This window comes from Pandoraea apista, from assembly GCF_001465595.2.
GTDB classification, from domain to species: Bacteria; Pseudomonadota; Gammaproteobacteria; order Burkholderiales; family Burkholderiaceae; genus Pandoraea; species Pandoraea apista.
On record NZ_CP013481.2, the window covers coordinates 5,058,412 to 5,073,849 of the forward strand.

The following is a 15,438-nucleotide window of genomic DNA, read 5'->3' on the forward strand; positions in this document are numbered from 1 at the left end:
AAGCCCGGCCCCGGCCGGGCTTTTGCGTTACATGGCCACCCATACGACATCACCGAAAGTCTTTATCACGGGCGCCTCGAGCGGATTGGGCGAGGCCCTCGCGCGCCACTATGCCGCCGAGGGCGCAATCCTCGGGCTGGTGGGCCGCCGCGGCGACAAACTCAGCGACCTTGCCGCTTCGCTGCCCCACCCGCACGCCGTGCACTGCTACGCGCTCGACGTACGCGATGCGCTCGCCCTGCGCGCGGCCGCCGCAGACTTCATGTCGCGCCACGGTGTACCGGACATCGTGATTGCCAACGCGGGCATCAGCCACGGCGTGAATACGGAAGATGCGGCCGATTTGCCGCACTTCGCATCGGTGATGGATACCAACTGGATGGCGATGGTCGCCACCTTCAGCCCGTTCGTCGCGCCGATGCGCGAGCGCAAGCGCGGCACGCTCGTGGGTATCGGCAGTGTGGCCGGCGTGCGCGGCCTGCCTGGGCACGGGGCCTACAGCGCGTCGAAGGCGGCGGCCATGACGTATCTGGAAAGCCTCCGGGTGGAACTGCGCGCCGACAAGGTGGCGGTCGTAACGATCGCGCCGGGCTACATCCGCACGCCGATGACCGACGGCAATCCGTTCCCCATGCCGTTCCTGATGGACTCGGACAAGTTCGCACGCAAAGCCGCTACCGCGATCGCGCGCCGCAAGCGCTTCGCGGTGCTGCCGTGGCAGATGGGCATAGTGGCCTGCGCCATGCGACGCCTCCCGCGATGGCTCTACGACATGCTCTTCGCTCACGCCCCTCGCAAGCCGCGCTTGTCGGAGCGTCAGTCGAACGAGCGCGCCTCGGGCAAGCCCGGCAATTCCAACACGCCACCCGACATTCCGGCGAAAAAGCCCGAATAGCCGGGCACGCCGGGGACATCGCCCAATTTTCGGGGGCGATCCCGGGGAGTGCCGTGAGATGCACGTTACAGTGCCCCGACTCTCTCACGCGCCCCGTCCCCATGAACGCCATGTCAATGCAAGACGCGTCACGCGCTTGCCACAATCGTGGCGTCGCCTCGTTTACCTCATTTGCCTCCTTTCGGCGCGTCGCCCTCGTGCTTCTCGTACCGGTCACCGGCGTCATCTCGGGATGCGCGGTGATGGACCCGGGTAACTGGCAGGTTTTCGGGCCGCCGCCATCGTACGTTCACGCAGCGCCGGTTTTCGTCGCGCCGGCGCCAGCGATTGTCATGCCCGCACCGGTCATCGTTACCCCGGCGCCCATGATCCTTGCGCCGGCACAGCCCTACATCGTCGTGCCGCAGCCCCGCCCGCGCACCACCCGCGATACGGCGCACTTCCTCAGGGAGCGATGCTATCTGGAGAAGGGCGGCTGCTACACCACCGAGTATCAGCAACGGTACGAGTACGACCCCTACTCCGGCACCTGGGGTTGGGTCGGACAACGCGACTACCGCTGGAAAGGCAGCCGGGGAAATCGCTAAGCCCCGCCACGCTCTCAACCCCCGCCTCAAATCCCCTCTCCTGAGGGACGCTCCGGAATATTGACCCGTTGTGGTGCATTGCGTACCTGCGCTAGAGTGCCTGTGTAACTTGAATAGAGGTACACACGACGTTAAACCGGTCTTGCCGCCATAGAGCGGGCGTATGCCGAAGGGCGTTACCTCGCATATCGATCCGACTGCGGCAGTCCCAACCAAGCAGGAGAGGCATATGCAGGCAACCCCCACCGGCGCGCCGGTCATCGATCCGGCACTGCGACGCAAAGCCGTGATCGGTTCCACGCTGGGCAATGCATTCGAGTGGTTCGACTTCACCGTCTACGGTCTTTTCGCCGTCGTCATCGCAAAACTCTTTTTCCCTGCAGAAAACGATACGAACTCGCTGCTCGCGAGTGTGGCCTCGCTTGGCGTGGCGTTCTTCTTCCGTCCCATCGGGGGTCTCGCATTCGGTTTGTACGCCGATCACGCGGGCCGCAAGTCCGCGCTCTCCGTCATGGTGCTGCTCATGGCGCTCGGTACCGGCCTGATCGGCATTGCTCCCACTTACGCGACCATCGGCTTCGCGGCACCGCTGCTGATCCTGCTCGCCCGGGTGATTCAGGGGTTCTCGGCGGGCGGGGAATTCGGCGGCTCGACAGCGATGCTCATCGAATTCTCGCCACCGCATCTGCGCGGCTTTTACGGCAGCTTCCAGATGTGCTCGCAAGCGTTGGCCGTGGCGCTGGCCGGGCTGTGCGCCTATTTGCTTAACACCGGGCTGACGAAAGAAGCCCTCGAATCGTGGGGCTGGCGTCTGCCGTTCCTGTTCGGGATTCTGATCGGGCCGGTGGGCTTCTACATCCGGCGCCGCATGACGGAATCGCCGGAGTTTCTGGCCTACGCCGCCGCCCGTGAACCGACGCGGCGCACGCCGCTCGCCGATGTCTTCTCGAAGCACTATCGTTCGCTCATCGCGGGCTTCGGCCTGACGGTGGCCGCCACCACGTCGTTCTACGTGACACTCATCTACACGCCGATCTACGCGGTCAAGCAGTTGGGGCTGACGCAAGGCGCTGCCAGCCTGTCGACCTTTGTTGCCGCCATTCTGATCGCCGTGATGTGCCCGCTCACCGGGTGGATTTCGGATCGCGTTGGCCGCAAGCCGTTGATTCTGCTGTTCGTGCTGCTCTACGGTCTGGTCTCGTTCTGGATGTTCACGCGTCTGCACGGCTCGCCGTCGATGGCCAACCTGCTGCTCGCGCAGATTCTCCCCGCGATCTGCATGGGCTTCGTGTGGGGCGCGTTCCCGACAGCGGTGACAGAAGTGTTCCCGGTCGGCGTGCGCTCGACGGGCGTATCGATCCTCTACAACGTCTCGGTGATGTTGTTTGGCGGCCTCGCGCCGTTCTGGATCACGTATCTGATCAAGGCGACGCAGAACCCGCTGGCCCCGGCGTATTACATTCTGCTAACCGTGGCGATCAGCCTGCTGACATATGGTCTGCTGGGCCGCGACGGCAGGCATATCCCGGCGTCGACGCAACACGCCTGATGCGGTAGTCGCGCTCTCGCGACGCAAAAAAATGCCCTGGCGACGACAGTCACCAGGGCATTTTTCGTTGACCGAATCAGCCCGCGCCGGCCGCCGGCTGATTCGGCGCGAAGTTCAGACCGGCGAGAAGCGCCAGACACCTTTCTCGTCACGCGCGCGCCTGAGTTCCCCCGCATGCCAGAGCATATGCAAATGCGCCAGCGCTTCGCCCATCGCGAAGGTCGTCTGATGCGCGTCGAGCTTGCGGTGGAACATGATCGGCACGATGTCGCCCGCGCTTTGCGGCGATACCGCACACGCCTCGCGCACTTCCTGCAACCGCGCCGCATGATGATCGCGGAGTTGACGAATGCGCGTGTGCAGTCCGGTGAACGGCCGGCCGTGCGAGGGCAACACGAGGCAATCGGCAGGCAGATCAAGGTACACGCCCAGCGAGTCGAGGAACAGTTGCAGCGAGTTGGCTTCGGGCTCTATGTCGAACACGCTCACGTTGGTCGAGATACGCGGCAGCACCATATCGCCCGAGATCAGCACGTTGTGCTGTTCGGAATACAACGCCATATGCTCGGGCGAATGACCGTAGCCCGCGATCAGGCGCCAGTCGCTGCCGCCGATGCGCAACGTATCGCCATTGCGCAACCGGTAATAGCGCGACGGCACTTCGGGCACGAGATCGCTGAAGTAGCTCTTGCGGTTGCGAATCTGGTCAATCATCGCTTCGTCGGCGAGCCCGTGCGAGATGAAGTGCGTAACCGCGAAATCGCCTCCGGCGTTGGCCGCGTTATTGTTGTCGCCCTCCGACATGAGACGGCCCCAGGCATAGTCGCCCAGCGACATGGCAAGACGCGCTTGCCAACGCTGTTTGTCACCGCCCTTGCAGATCCAGTGCGCCAGACCGAGGTGATCGGGGTGGCAGTGCGTGACAACGACGCGCAACACCGGCTCGCCACCCAGCGCGCTGTCGAACACTTGCTCCCAATATGCCTTGATCTGCGGATGCGTGATGCCGCAATCCACCACCGTCCAGCCTTTGACGCCATCCACCTCGTCGCGTAACAGCCACAGGTTGATGTGGTCGAGCACGAACGGCAGCGGCATGCGTACCCAGAAGACGCCCGGCACCACTTCGTGGACCGTGCCGCCGTCCGGCAGGAAATCGCCAAGGGGATAGTTCAGTTGTTGTTCAAGGGCATTCACGGGGGACCACACTCCAGATGGACTTGTTCTCTTGTTGTCAGGTTCACGCCGTCACCGATTGCATACGATGCAAGTTGACGCTAACGTAAACGGCAATTCTATCTGCAATGGTAAGCACTTGCTTAACCCGATGCTCACATACACGATCACCGACCTCGCCCGCGAGTTCGACATCACGCCCCGCGCGATCCGCTTCTATGAGGATCAGGGTTTGCTCACGCCGGCCCGCGAAGGCCCCGGCGGGCGCCATCGCGTCTACACCGGACAGGACCGCACACGTCTGAAGCTGACGCTGCGCGGCAAACGTCTCGGGCTCACACTCTCGGAGATCAAGAACATTCTCGATCTCTACGAGTCGCCCAAAGATACGGTGCCCCAGCTCAAAGTCTTCCTTGAGACCCTCGCGCAACACCGGCAAGTGCTCGAGCAACAACTCGAAGACCTTCACGCGACACTCGATGAAGTCTCGCAACACGAAGCGCAGTGCCTTTCGTTGCTCGAAGCCGCAGGCGAGGCCGCGCCGGCGGCTGTCGCCCGGCGGACGAAAACCCCGGCCACGTCGCACTGACGCCCTCTCTGCGTTGCCACATCCGCCGGTCGGCTTACGCCCGCTCCGGCGGGATTTTCCCCCGCTTGCGTGCGCCCATTGGCGCCTCAGGAAACCCCTTACTTTACGTTTACGTAAACGTAAAGTAATATCCTCGAACGCAGTCTGAACTCAGCCCTGTCAGCGCTTTTGCCTCCATCATGGCCAACATTCCTGTCTCTCACGCTGCACCGCTCGACGGCGCCATCGCCGCGAAAATTCGCGCCAGCTTCGACAAACAAGGCGTGATGACGAATTGGGGCGCGCAACTCACGCATTTGGCCGACGGCCACTGCGAGATTTCGCTACCGTTCTCGGACAAGGTCAACCAGCAGCACGGCTTTTTCCATGGCGGGGTGATCGGCGCCATTGCCGACTCTGCGGGCGGTTACGCGGGCTATACGCGCCTCTCGCCGGATCAGGAGCTGGTCACCGCGGAGTACAAACTGAACATTCTGGCGCCCGGCAAGGGCGATACACTGGTTGGACGCGGTCAGGTCGTCAAAGCCGGACGCACGCTCATCGTCACCACGGCCGAACTGTTCGTCATCGACAACGGCAAATGGACGCTGTGCGCGCTGATGCAGCAAACGCTGTTCGCACTGCCGGCGGCGCCCTCGGCAGCCCCGGCCTCCGCCTCACGCTGAGCGCCGTCGCACCGGATTTACCGAATCAACGCTTCTCGAAACACCATCGAACATCAGCGCGGGCAAACTGCCACGCGCCACCCTCTGGAGACTGTGTCATGACTACGTTGCCCGGCCTCAATTTCATGCTCGGCGAAGACCTCGACATGCTGCGCGAATCGGTCGCGAACTTCGCGTCCAAGGAAATCGCTCCGCGCGCGGGCGAAGTCGACCGCACGGACCAGTTCCCAATGGATCTGTGGCGCAAGATGGGCGAGCTCGGCGTGCTTGGCATGACCGTCTCGGAAGCGTACGGCGGCGCGAACATGGGCTATCTCGCGCACATGATCGCGATGGAAGAAATCTCGCGCGCGTCGGCCTCGATCGGTCTGTCGTACGGTGCGCACTCGAACCTCTGCGTCAACCAGATTCACCGCAACGGCACCGCTGCGCAGAAGGAGAAGTACCTGCCCAAGCTGGTGTCGGGCGAACATATCGGCGCCCTCGCAATGAGCGAGCCGAACGCCGGTTCGGACGTCGTCAGCATGAAACTGCGCGCCGAGAAGCGCGGCGATCGCTTCGTGCTCAACGGCACGAAAATGTGGATCACCAACGGCCCGGACTGCGACACGCTGGTGGTCTACGGCAAGACCGATCCGGAAGCCGGCGCACGCGGTATGACGGCGTTTCTGGTGGAAAAGGGCATGAAGGGCTTCTCGGTCGCGCAAAAGCTCGACAAACTCGGCATGCGCGGCTCGCACACGGGCGAACTGGTGTTCGAGAACGTGGAAGTGCCGGAAGAGAACGTGCTGGGCCAGGTCGGCGGCGGCGCCAAGGTGCTCATGAGCGGTCTGGATTACGAGCGCGCTGTGCTCGCCGGCGGGCCGCTGGGCATCATGCAGGCCGCCATGGACGTGGTCGTGCCGTACATTCACGACCGCAAGCAGTTCGGCCAGTCGATCGGCGAATTCCAGCTCATTCAGGGCAAGGTCGCCGACATGTACACGATCCTTCAGGCGAGCCGCGCCTATCTGTATGCGGTGGGCCGCCAGCTCGACTCGCTCGGCAGCGATCACGTGCGTCAGGTGCGCAAGGACTGCGCGGGCGTCATTCTCTACACGGCAGAAAAGGCAACGTGGATGGCCGGTGAAGCGATCCAGATTCTGGGTGGCAACGGCTATATCAACGAATACCCGGTCGGGCGCCTGTGGCGCGACGCAAAGCTCTATGAAATCGGCGCGGGCACGTCGGAAATCCGCCGCATGCTGATCGGCCGCGAACTGTTCGCGGAAACCCTGTAACCGACATCGATCCACGACGGACATTCAGGCGCAGGCAGCGGCGCTACAATCCACCGAAGCCTCGCCCCTGCGCCAGTCCCGACCGGTATGAATCACTTCCCGAAACTCCTGTCGTCGCAGTTTGCTTTCGATGTCGCCCGCACCATGCTGGACGGCTTCGACAAGCATTACCGCATTTTCCGCGAGGTATGTGTCGCGGCGCAGGCATGTTTCGAGGCGGGTGACTTCGCGGGTATCCAGAAGCTCCAGCGCGACCGCATCGCCTATTACGACGAGCGCGTGCGCGAATGCACCGTGACACTGGAAGACGAGTTCGACGCCCAGTCGCTCGACGACGATGTCTGGCAACAGGTAAAGCTGCACTACATCGGCTTGCTCACGGAGCATCGTCAGCCCGAGCTGGCCGAGACGTTTTTCAACTCGGTGTGCTGCAAGATCCTGCACCGCTCGTATTTCAATAATCGCTTCATCTTCGTGCGCCCCGCGGTGGCGACCGAGTACATCGAGAACGACGCGCCGGCGGCCAAGCCGACCTATCGTGTCTACTACCCGGTGCAAGACGGCATGGCCGCCACGCTCGCACGCATCGTCACGAATTTTCAGCTCACCCGGGCGTTCGCCGATCTGCCGCGCGATGTCGGTTACGTGATGCGCGCCATCGAAGACGCCTTCGGCGAGTTCGAGCCGGCCCCGAATTTCCAGATTCATGTGCTCTCGTCGCTGTTCTTTCGCAACAAGGCAGCCTATATCGTGGGCCGGATCGTCAATGGCGACGTGACCACGCCGTTCGCCGTGCCAATCACGCACGACGCGAATGGCAAGCTCATGCTCGACACCGCCCTGCTGCGCCGCGACGAATTGCGGGTGGTATTCAGCTTCACGCATGCCTATTTCATGGTCGACATGGAAGTGCCGTCGGCCTACGTGCAGTTCCTGCGCACCATCATGCCGGGCAAGCCCAAGGCCGAAATCTATACCTCGGTCGGTCTGCAAAAACACGGCAAGAACCTGTTTTACCGCGATTTCCTGCATCACCTGAAGCACTCGAGCGACAAGTTTGTGAGCGCGCCGGGCATTCCCGGTCTGGTGATGCTGGTGTTCACGCTGCCCTCGTACCCGTACGTTTTCAAGCTGATTCGCGAGCGTTTCGCGCCGCCCAAGGAAACCACCCGCGAGCAGGTGAAAGCGAAGTACCTGATGGTCAAGCAGCATGATCGTGTCGGGCGCATGGCCGATACGCTGGAGTTCTCGAGCGTGGCCTTTCCGCTCGCGCGCTTCGACGACGCCCTGCTCGCCGAGCTTCGGCGCGAAGTGCCGTCGCTGCTCGAAGTCGACGGCGACGCCCTCGTCATCCGTCACTGCTATATCGAACGCCGTATGACGCCGCTCAACCTGTGGCTTCAGGGAGCGACCGACGCGCAAGTCGATCACGCCATGCGCGAGTACGGCAACGCAGTGAAGGAGTTGATGGCGGCGAACATCTTTCCGGGCGACATGCTGTACAAGAATTTCGGTGTGACGCGCCACGGCCGCGTGGTTTTCTACGACTACGACGAACTGGAATACCTCACGGATTGCCACATCCGTCGAGTGCCGGAACCGCGTAACGAAGAAGAGGCGATGTCGGGGGAAGTCTGGTACCGTGTAGGCCCGCACGACGTGTTTCCGCAGACGTTCGAAACGTTTCTGACAGGAGATGCGCGCGTGCGGCACTATCTGAGCCAGCATCATCCGGATTTTTTCGATCCCGGCCTGTGGCAGGACTATCAGGACCGGGTGCGAGCCGGACAGATGCACGACTTCTATCCGTACGATGTCTCACTGCGTTTCGTCAATCGCTACGGCACCGGCAGCGGTGCCACGAGCGCCCCGCCCCGTGCGGCGGCCGCTTGAGCCTGCGACGTCTCTCAGCACACGACACGGCCGCCGGATGACACGATCATGACCGAAGACAAAGACCAACCTCTCATTCATCTGCTCGACAACAATCGCGCCTGGGTTGCCAGCGTAAACGCGGAAGATCCCGCGTTTTTCGAGCGGCTGTCGAAGCTGCAAACGCCGGAATACCTCTGGATCGGCTGCTCCGATTCACGTGTGCCTGCCAACCAGATTACCGGTCTCGCGCCGGGCGAGGTGTTCGTCCACCGCAATATCGCGAACGTGGTCGTGCACAGCGACCTGAACTGCCTGTCGGTATTGCAGTTCGCGGTCGAAGTGCTGAAGGTTCGCCACATCATGGTGGTGGGCCATTACGGCTGCGGCGGTGTGGGTGCGGCGCTCGACGGCGCGAAGATGGGCCTGGTGGACAACTGGCTGCGCCACGTGCGCGATGTCTACGAGCGCCATGTCGACCAGATCGACGCGCTGCCCTCGCGTGATGCGCGTCACGACCGGCTGTGTGAGCTGAACGCCATTGAACAGGTCGTGAATATCTGCCACACGACGGTATTGCGCGACGCCTGGGCCCGCAACCAACCCGTCACGGTGCACGGCTGGGTGTATGGCCTGCGCGACGGACTGGTGCGCGACCTGCGCATGTCGGTCAATAGCCTCGAAACATTGCCGCGTATCTACGACCGTTGTGTCGCCGCAATGGCCGAATTGCGTCATCCACGCGCTTAGGCGATCAGCGCGATCCGGCCTGGCCGGAAGCGCCGGGTCACGGGTGGGCGCGTGGACGATGGAAGGACTGAAGCATTGGATATTCGGGGGCTGACGCACCCGCTCGCGAGAGCGAATCGCCAGCCTCGCCACCGATTACAGGAGACTGCCATGCAACAAGACCCGATCGTTATCGTTTCCGCCGCCCGCACGCCCATGGGCGGCCTGCAAGGGGTGTTCGGCGAAGTCGCCGCACCGCAACTGGGCGCGGCCGCCATTCGCGCCGCCGTCGAGCGCGCCGGCCTCAAGCCAGAACAGGTCGACGAAGTGGTGATGGGCTGCGTGCTGCCTGCCGGGCAGGGTCAGGCCCCGGCGCGTCAGGCCACGCTCGGCGCCGGGCTGCCGCTCGCCGCCGGCGCCACCACCGTCAACAAGATGTGCGGCTCCGGCATGCGCGCCGCGATGTTCGCGCACGACATGCTCGTCGCCGGCAGTGCCGATGTGATCGTCGCCGGTGGCATGGAAAGCATGAGCAACGCCCCCTATCTGCTGCCCAAGGCGCGCGCCGGCATGCGCATGGGGCACGGTCAGGTCATCGACCATATGTTCTTCGATGGCCTGGAAGACGCCTACGACAAGGGCCGCCTGATGGGCACCTTCGCCGAGGAATGCGCCGACCGTTACGCCTTCACCCGCGAAGCACAGGACAACTTCGCCATTGCCTCGCTCGAACGCGCTCAGAACGCCACGAAAGACGGCTCGTTTGCGTGGGAAATCACACCGGTGACGGTGCCGGGCCGCAAGGGCGACACCGTTGTCGATCAGGATGAACAGCCGTTCAAAGCCAATCCCGAGAAAATCCCGACGCTCAAGGCGGCCTTCCGCAAGGACGGCACGGTGACTGCCGCCAACTCGTCGTCGATTTCGGACGGTGCCGCCGCGCTTGTGCTCATGCGCGAATCCACGGCCAAACGCCTCGGCCTCGCGCCACTCGCACGCATTGCCGGCCACAGCACCTTCGCCCAGCAACCGGGCCTGTTCACGACTGCCCCGGTCGGCGCCATGCGCAAGCTTTTCGAGAAGACCGGCTGGTCGACGAAGGACGTCGATCTCTACGAAATCAACGAAGCCTTCGCGGTCGTCACGATGGCCGCAATGCATGAGTTCGGTCTGCCGCACGACAAGGTCAATATTCACGGCGGCGCCTGCGCGCTCGGTCACCCGATCGGCGCATCCGGCGCGCGAATTCTGGTCACGCTGATCGGCGCACTGCGCAAGACCGGCGGCAAACGTGGCGTGGCCAGTCTGTGTATCGGCGGTGGCGAAGCCACGGCCATGGCCATCGAACTCGTCTGATTCTCCGTACCTCTGACTTCGGCACTGGCCGACAGGACAAACCGTCATGAAGACTGCGCTCATCATCGGTGCTTCGCGCGGCATCGGCATGGAGTTCGTACGGCAATATCGCGACGACGGCTGGCGCGTGTTCGCCACCGCGCGCGATGACCATGGACTGTCGGCCCTGCGCGAACTCGGCGCAGAACCGCTCAAGCTCGACGTCACGCGTGTCGAGTCGCTCTCCGGCCTGTCGTGGCAGCTCGACGGCGTGGAACTGGACGTTGCGGTCTACAACGCGGGCGTGAATTCGGATCGCACGTCCGGTCTGGCCCCGGTCACGAAGGAAGCATTCGACCGCGTGTTTCACACGAATGTGCTCGGCGCCATGCAAACCGCGCCGCTCGTGTTGCCGTTCGTTGAAGCCGCCGGCGGCACGTTCGGTTTTCTCTCGAGCCGCATGGGCAGCGTTGCACTGATGGACTCGAACGGAAGCTGGCTCTACCGTGCGAGCAAAGCGGCGGTGAATTCGGTCGTCAAGGCCGTATCGCTCGAAGCACAACGCGCCACGTGCGTCGCCATGCACCCGGGCTGGGTGCGCACGGACATGGGCGGCGAGAACGCCGACATCGACGTGCACACGAGCGTCGCCGGCATGCGCCGCGTGTTCGCCCGGGCACCGGGCGAGCGCGCCACGCACAACGGCGGCTTCTTCAATTACGACGGCAACGCGCTCACATGGTGACCATGCGCGCGGGCCGCAGCAATGCATCGGCAGGCGTGACCCAGGGGGACCGAACCCTAAGGATTGGACTGGCAGCGGTAAGCCGGCCACTCGGACACGAAGCACCGGAAGACACAACGTCGCGACCGGGCGACCATCGCCCGGCGTCAAACGGAATAACCAAATAACAAGCTGTTGCCACACCGCCGTATCTTTTGATTCGCGGGCCAGACTCGTCACTCGGAAACGGAGCCAACATGACGGCCGCCATCGACTTTTATTTCGACTTCGCATCCCCCTATGGGTATTTTGCGAGCACCCGCATCGACGACATCGCCGCGAAAAACGGGCGCGGCGTTGCGTGGCATCCGATCCTGCTCGACATCGTCTACAAGGTGAACGGCACGGGCGCACCGGTGCAACATCCGATCAAGACCGAGTATTTGCGACACGACGTGGAGCGCACTGCGCGCTTTCACGGCATCGCGTACAAGCGACCGACCCATTTCCCGATCCCGACGCAAGCCGCCGAGCGCGCCGTGCTGTGGGTGCAGGATCATCGCGGCGGTGACCTGTCCGCGGAGTTCGCGAAATCGATCTTTCAGGCACTGTACGTCGACGACGTGAATATTGGCGACCCGGCAGAACTGGTGCGTCTTGGCGAGGCGCTGGGCATCGACGGTGCGGCGCTCGACGCCGGCATGCACTCCCCCGCCGCCAAGGATCACCTCAAGGCCGAAATCGATCTGGCCATTGCGCGCGGGGTCTTCGGCTCGCCGTTCGTGATCGTGGACGGCGAGCCGTTCTGGGGCTTCGACCGCCTCTCGCAGGTCGAGGCCTGTCTGAAGCAAGGCAAGATCTGACTCTGATTCCGATAACAAGGCAAGACACACCATGGCAACACCCCAACCGTCGCGCAGCACCACGACACAGGCTGTTGAGCGCGAAGCCTGCCCTTGCGGCGGCCTCGCGTTCGCCGACTGTTGCGGGCGCTATCTGGAGCGCGGCGATATTCCCGCCACGGCCGAAGCGCTCATGCGCTCGCGATACACCGCGTTCGTGCGTCACAACGCGCCGTATCTGCTAGACACCTGGGCGGCACGCACACGTCCCGCCACGCTCGACTTCGACGACGCGCCGCAGTGGCTCGGCTTGCAGATCAAGGCACATCTGCAACGCGACGAGCGCCACGCCGAGGTCGAATTCGTCGCCCGCTACAAAGTCGGCGGACGCGCCCACCGCCTGCACGAGCGCAGCCGTTTCGAGCGCTCGGACGACGGGCGCTGGCGTTACGTCGACGGCGACCTGTTCGACTGACGCGGCGCGGGCGCCACGTCGCGCTCATGCACGTAAAGACAACGAAGACCCCGAATTCAACGACAACTCACTCTCCACCGGATTTCGTCACATGCCGATTCTCGAAAGCAAACTCAACCCGCGCGGCGAAGACTTTGCACGCAACGCGGCCACGATGCAAACCCTGGTCGACGACCTGCGCGAGCGGGTCGCGCAACTGGCCGGTGGCGGCGGTGAGGCCGCACGCAAGAAGCACGTGGGCCGCGGCAAGCTGTTGCCCCGGGATCGCGTGCAGCAGTTGCTCGATCCGGGCTCGCCGTTTCTCGAACTCTCGCAGCTCGCCGCTATCGGCATGTATCACGACGAAGCCCCGGGCGCGGGCATCATCACCGGCATCGGACGTGTGTCGGGGCAGGAATGCGTGATCGTCTGTAACGACGCCACGGTCAAGGGCGGCACCTATTACCCGATGACGGTCAAGAAGCATCTTCGCGCGCAGGAGATCGCCGAGCAGAATCATCTGCCGTGTATCTATCTGGTCGACTCGGGCGGCGCCAACCTGCCGAATCAGGACGACGTGTTCCCCGACCGCGATCACTTCGGCCGCATCTTCTACAACCAGGCGCAGATGTCTGCGCAGGGCATTCCGCAGATCGCCGTCGTGATGGGCTCGTGCACGGCCGGCGGGGCCTACGTGCCTGCGATGAGCGACGAGTCGATCATCGTTAAGGAACAGGGCACGATTTTCCTCGGCGGCCCGCCACTCGTGAAGGCCGCGACCGGCGAGGAAGTGAGCGCCGAAGACCTCGGCGGGGCCGACGTCCATACGCGCCTGTCGGGTGTGGTGGATCACTTTGCGCAGAACGACGCGCACGCCCTCTCCATTGCACGCAGCATCGCCGCAAACCTCAATCGTCAGAAGCCGGCAACCGTGGCGGTCAGGCCCCCGGTCGAACCGAAGTACGACGCCCGTGAGCTGTACGGCGTGATTCCGTCCGATACAAAGAAGCCCTTCGATGTGCGCGAAGTGATCGCGCGCCTGGTCGACGGCTCCGAGTTCGACGAATTCAAGGCGCGTTACGGCACCACGCTCGTGTGCGGCTTCGCGCATTTGTGGGGCTATCCGGTCGGCATCGTGGCGAACAACGGCATTCTGTTCTCGGAGTCGGCGCAAAAGGGCGCCCACTTCATCGAGTTGTGCTGCCAGCGCAAGATCCCGCTGATTTTCCTGCAGAACATCACCGGCTTCATGGTCGGGCGCAAATACGAAAACGAAGGCATCGCCAAGCACGGCGCGAAGATGGTCACGGCTGTCGCCACGGCGAACGTGCCGAAGTTCACGGTCATCATCGGCGGCTCGTTCGGTGCCGGTAACTACGGCATGTGCGGTCGCGCGTATTCGCCGCGCTTCCTGTGGATGTGGCCGAACGCCCGCATCTCGGTGATGGGCGGCGAGCAAGCCGCCTCGGTGCTGGCCACGGTCAAGCGCGACGGCATCGAGGCCAAGGGCGGTCAGTGGAGCGCCGAAGAGGAAGACGCCTTCAAGCAACCGATCCGCGACCAGTACGAACGTCAGGGCCACCCGTATTACGCGAGCGCCCGCCTGTGGGACGACGGCGTGATCGACCCGGCCGACACCCGCACCGTGCTCGGGCTCGGTCTGTCGGCTGCGCTCAATGCGCCGATTCCGGAAACACGCTTCGGCCTGTTCCGCATGTAATCGTCTTCACCGGTCCCTCGAGGAATTTCACGTCATGAATCTCGCCACGCTAAGACTCAGCGTCGAAGCGCACATCGCCACGATCACCCTCAATCGTCCTGAGGTGCGTAACGCCTTCAACGAAACGGTCATCGAGGAATTGACGGGCGCCTTCCGTGCGCTCGCCACGAACGACGACGTTCGAGTCATCGTGCTCGCCGCCGAAGGGGTTGCCTTCTGCGCCGGCGCCGACCTGAACTGGATGAAGAAGATGGCCGGTTACTCAGACGCCGAGAACCGCGCCGATGCGATGACGCTCGCCGTCATGCTCAACACCATTTACCGCTGCCCGAAGCCGGTAATCGCTCGCGTGCAGGGCGACACGTACGCCGGCGGCGTGGGTCTCGCGGCAGTGGCCGACATCGTGGTTGCCGTAGACACCGCCCACTTTTGCCTGTCCGAAGCGAAGCTGGGCCTGATTCCCGCCACGATTGGCCCATACGTCATTCGCGCCCTGGGCGAACCGGCGTCGCGCCGCTACTTCCTGACGGCCGAGCGCTTCACCGCATCGACGGCACAACGCCACGGCCTCGTTCATGAAGTCGTTGCCGCAGAGGCCCTCGACAGCACCGTGCAAGCGCTTGCCAAGGCGCTTGCCGAGAACAGCCCCAACGCCGTGAAGGAATGCAAACGCCTCGTGCAAGACTTCTCGAGCCGCGCCATCGACGAACACGCCATTGCCGAAACGGCAGACCGCATTGCGGCCATTCGCGCATCGGACGAGGGCCGCGAAGGGGTGCGGTCGTTCCTTGAAAAGCGTTCGCCGTCGTGGCGCGAGGTGTCCTGAGCCCGGTACCCGACACAGCACGCATCATCGGTTACAAATTTTTTTGAGGAGGGCTGACGGCGGAGATGCCGCAACGTTATCGGCGGGTTTTACGAATTTATCGATAACGTCTTCCTACGGCACATAAAACAGCGATTTTTCGCGCCAATTCCGCCTATTGCCCTGTCAAAACGCTTTGCCTACCATGCGCCCATC

The 15,438-nt window shown here is 63.3% G+C and carries 15 protein-coding genes; 14 read left to right on the forward strand and 1 reads right to left on the reverse strand.

Annotation, left to right across the window (positions count from 1 at the left end):
* The first annotated feature begins 31 nt into the window (after positions 1 to 31).
* The 3 genes from AT395_RS22880 to AT395_RS22890 all read left to right on the forward strand — a co-directional run bounded on the left by AT395_RS22880 (position 32) and on the right by AT395_RS22890 (position 3,031).
* The gene (locus tag AT395_RS22880; protein WP_042114165.1) at positions 32 to 895 is read left to right on the forward strand and encodes an SDR family oxidoreductase; all 864 of its coding nucleotides are present in this window, start codon (positions 32 to 34) and stop codon (positions 893 to 895) included.
* A 197-nt stretch (positions 896 to 1,092) separates the two neighbouring features.
* Positions 1,093 to 1,482 (forward strand): hypothetical protein, encoded by a 390-nt coding sequence (locus AT395_RS22885; protein WP_125347385.1) that lies wholly within the window; start codon positions 1,093 to 1,095, stop codon positions 1,480 to 1,482.
* Between the two features lie 229 nt (positions 1,483 to 1,711).
* Positions 1,712 to 3,031, forward strand: a complete 1,320-nt coding sequence (locus AT395_RS22890; RefSeq protein WP_042114159.1) for an MFS transporter — start codon at positions 1,712 to 1,714, stop codon at positions 3,029 to 3,031.
* Between the two features lie 114 nt (positions 3,032 to 3,145).
* Here the strand turns inward: AT395_RS22890 and AT395_RS22895 are convergent, their stop codons facing one another.
* Positions 3,146 to 4,228 (reverse strand): MBL fold metallo-hydrolase, encoded by a 1,083-nt coding sequence (locus AT395_RS22895; protein WP_042114157.1) that lies wholly within the window; start codon positions 4,226 to 4,228, stop codon positions 3,146 to 3,148.
* Positions 4,229 to 4,358: 130 nt separating this feature from the next.
* On the opposite strand from AT395_RS22895, the gene AT395_RS22900 reads away from it, so the two are divergent.
* The 11 genes from AT395_RS22900 (at position 4,359) to AT395_RS22950 (ending at position 15,243) form a co-directional block, all read left to right on the forward strand.
* Positions 4,359 to 4,796, forward strand: a complete 438-nt coding sequence (locus tag AT395_RS22900) for a MerR family transcriptional regulator (protein ID WP_042114156.1) — start codon at positions 4,359 to 4,361, stop codon at positions 4,794 to 4,796.
* Between the two features lie 179 nt (positions 4,797 to 4,975).
* On the forward strand, positions 4,976 to 5,461 hold the full coding sequence (locus AT395_RS22905; protein WP_042114155.1) for a PaaI family thioesterase: 486 nt from the start codon (positions 4,976 to 4,978) through the stop codon (positions 5,459 to 5,461).
* 98 nt (positions 5,462 to 5,559) lie between these two features.
* Positions 5,560 to 6,741 (forward strand): isovaleryl-CoA dehydrogenase, encoded by a 1,182-nt coding sequence (locus AT395_RS22910; protein ID WP_042114154.1) that lies wholly within the window; start codon positions 5,560 to 5,562, stop codon positions 6,739 to 6,741.
* A gap of 87 nt (positions 6,742 to 6,828) precedes the next feature.
* The gene (gene aceK / locus AT395_RS22915) at positions 6,829 to 8,634 is read left to right on the forward strand and encodes a bifunctional isocitrate dehydrogenase kinase/phosphatase (protein WP_042114153.1); all 1,806 of its coding nucleotides are present in this window, start codon (positions 6,829 to 6,831) and stop codon (positions 8,632 to 8,634) included.
* 48 nt (positions 8,635 to 8,682) lie between these two features.
* Positions 8,683 to 9,363 carry a carbonate dehydratase gene (gene can / locus AT395_RS22920; RefSeq protein WP_042114151.1) on the forward strand — a complete coding sequence of 227 codons (681 nt, stop codon included), beginning with the start codon at positions 8,683 to 8,685 and terminating at the stop codon, positions 9,361 to 9,363.
* Between the two features lie 150 nt (positions 9,364 to 9,513).
* Entirely contained in the window at positions 9,514 to 10,698 is a 1,185-nt protein-coding gene (locus AT395_RS22925) for an acetyl-CoA C-acetyltransferase (RefSeq protein ID WP_042114149.1), read from the forward strand.
* Positions 10,699 to 10,744: 46 nt separating this feature from the next.
* On the forward strand, positions 10,745 to 11,422 hold the full coding sequence (locus AT395_RS22930; RefSeq protein ID WP_042114147.1) for an SDR family oxidoreductase: 678 nt from the start codon (positions 10,745 to 10,747) through the stop codon (positions 11,420 to 11,422).
* 236 nt (positions 11,423 to 11,658) lie between these two features.
* Positions 11,659 to 12,264 (forward strand): 2-hydroxychromene-2-carboxylate isomerase, encoded by a 606-nt coding sequence (locus AT395_RS22935; RefSeq protein ID WP_042114145.1) that lies wholly within the window; start codon positions 11,659 to 11,661, stop codon positions 12,262 to 12,264.
* A 31-nt stretch (positions 12,265 to 12,295) separates the two neighbouring features.
* A complete protein-coding gene (locus tag AT395_RS22940) occupies positions 12,296 to 12,718 on the forward strand; it encodes a YchJ family protein (RefSeq protein ID WP_042114144.1) in 423 nt (140 codons plus the stop codon).
* Between the two features lie 91 nt (positions 12,719 to 12,809).
* Entirely contained in the window at positions 12,810 to 14,417 is a 1,608-nt protein-coding gene (locus tag AT395_RS22945; protein WP_042114143.1) for a carboxyl transferase domain-containing protein, read from the forward strand.
* Between the two features lie 34 nt (positions 14,418 to 14,451).
* A complete protein-coding gene (locus tag AT395_RS22950) occupies positions 14,452 to 15,243 on the forward strand; it encodes an enoyl-CoA hydratase/isomerase family protein (protein ID WP_048628565.1) in 792 nt (263 codons plus the stop codon).
* The last annotated feature ends 195 nt before the right edge of the window (positions 15,244 to 15,438 follow it).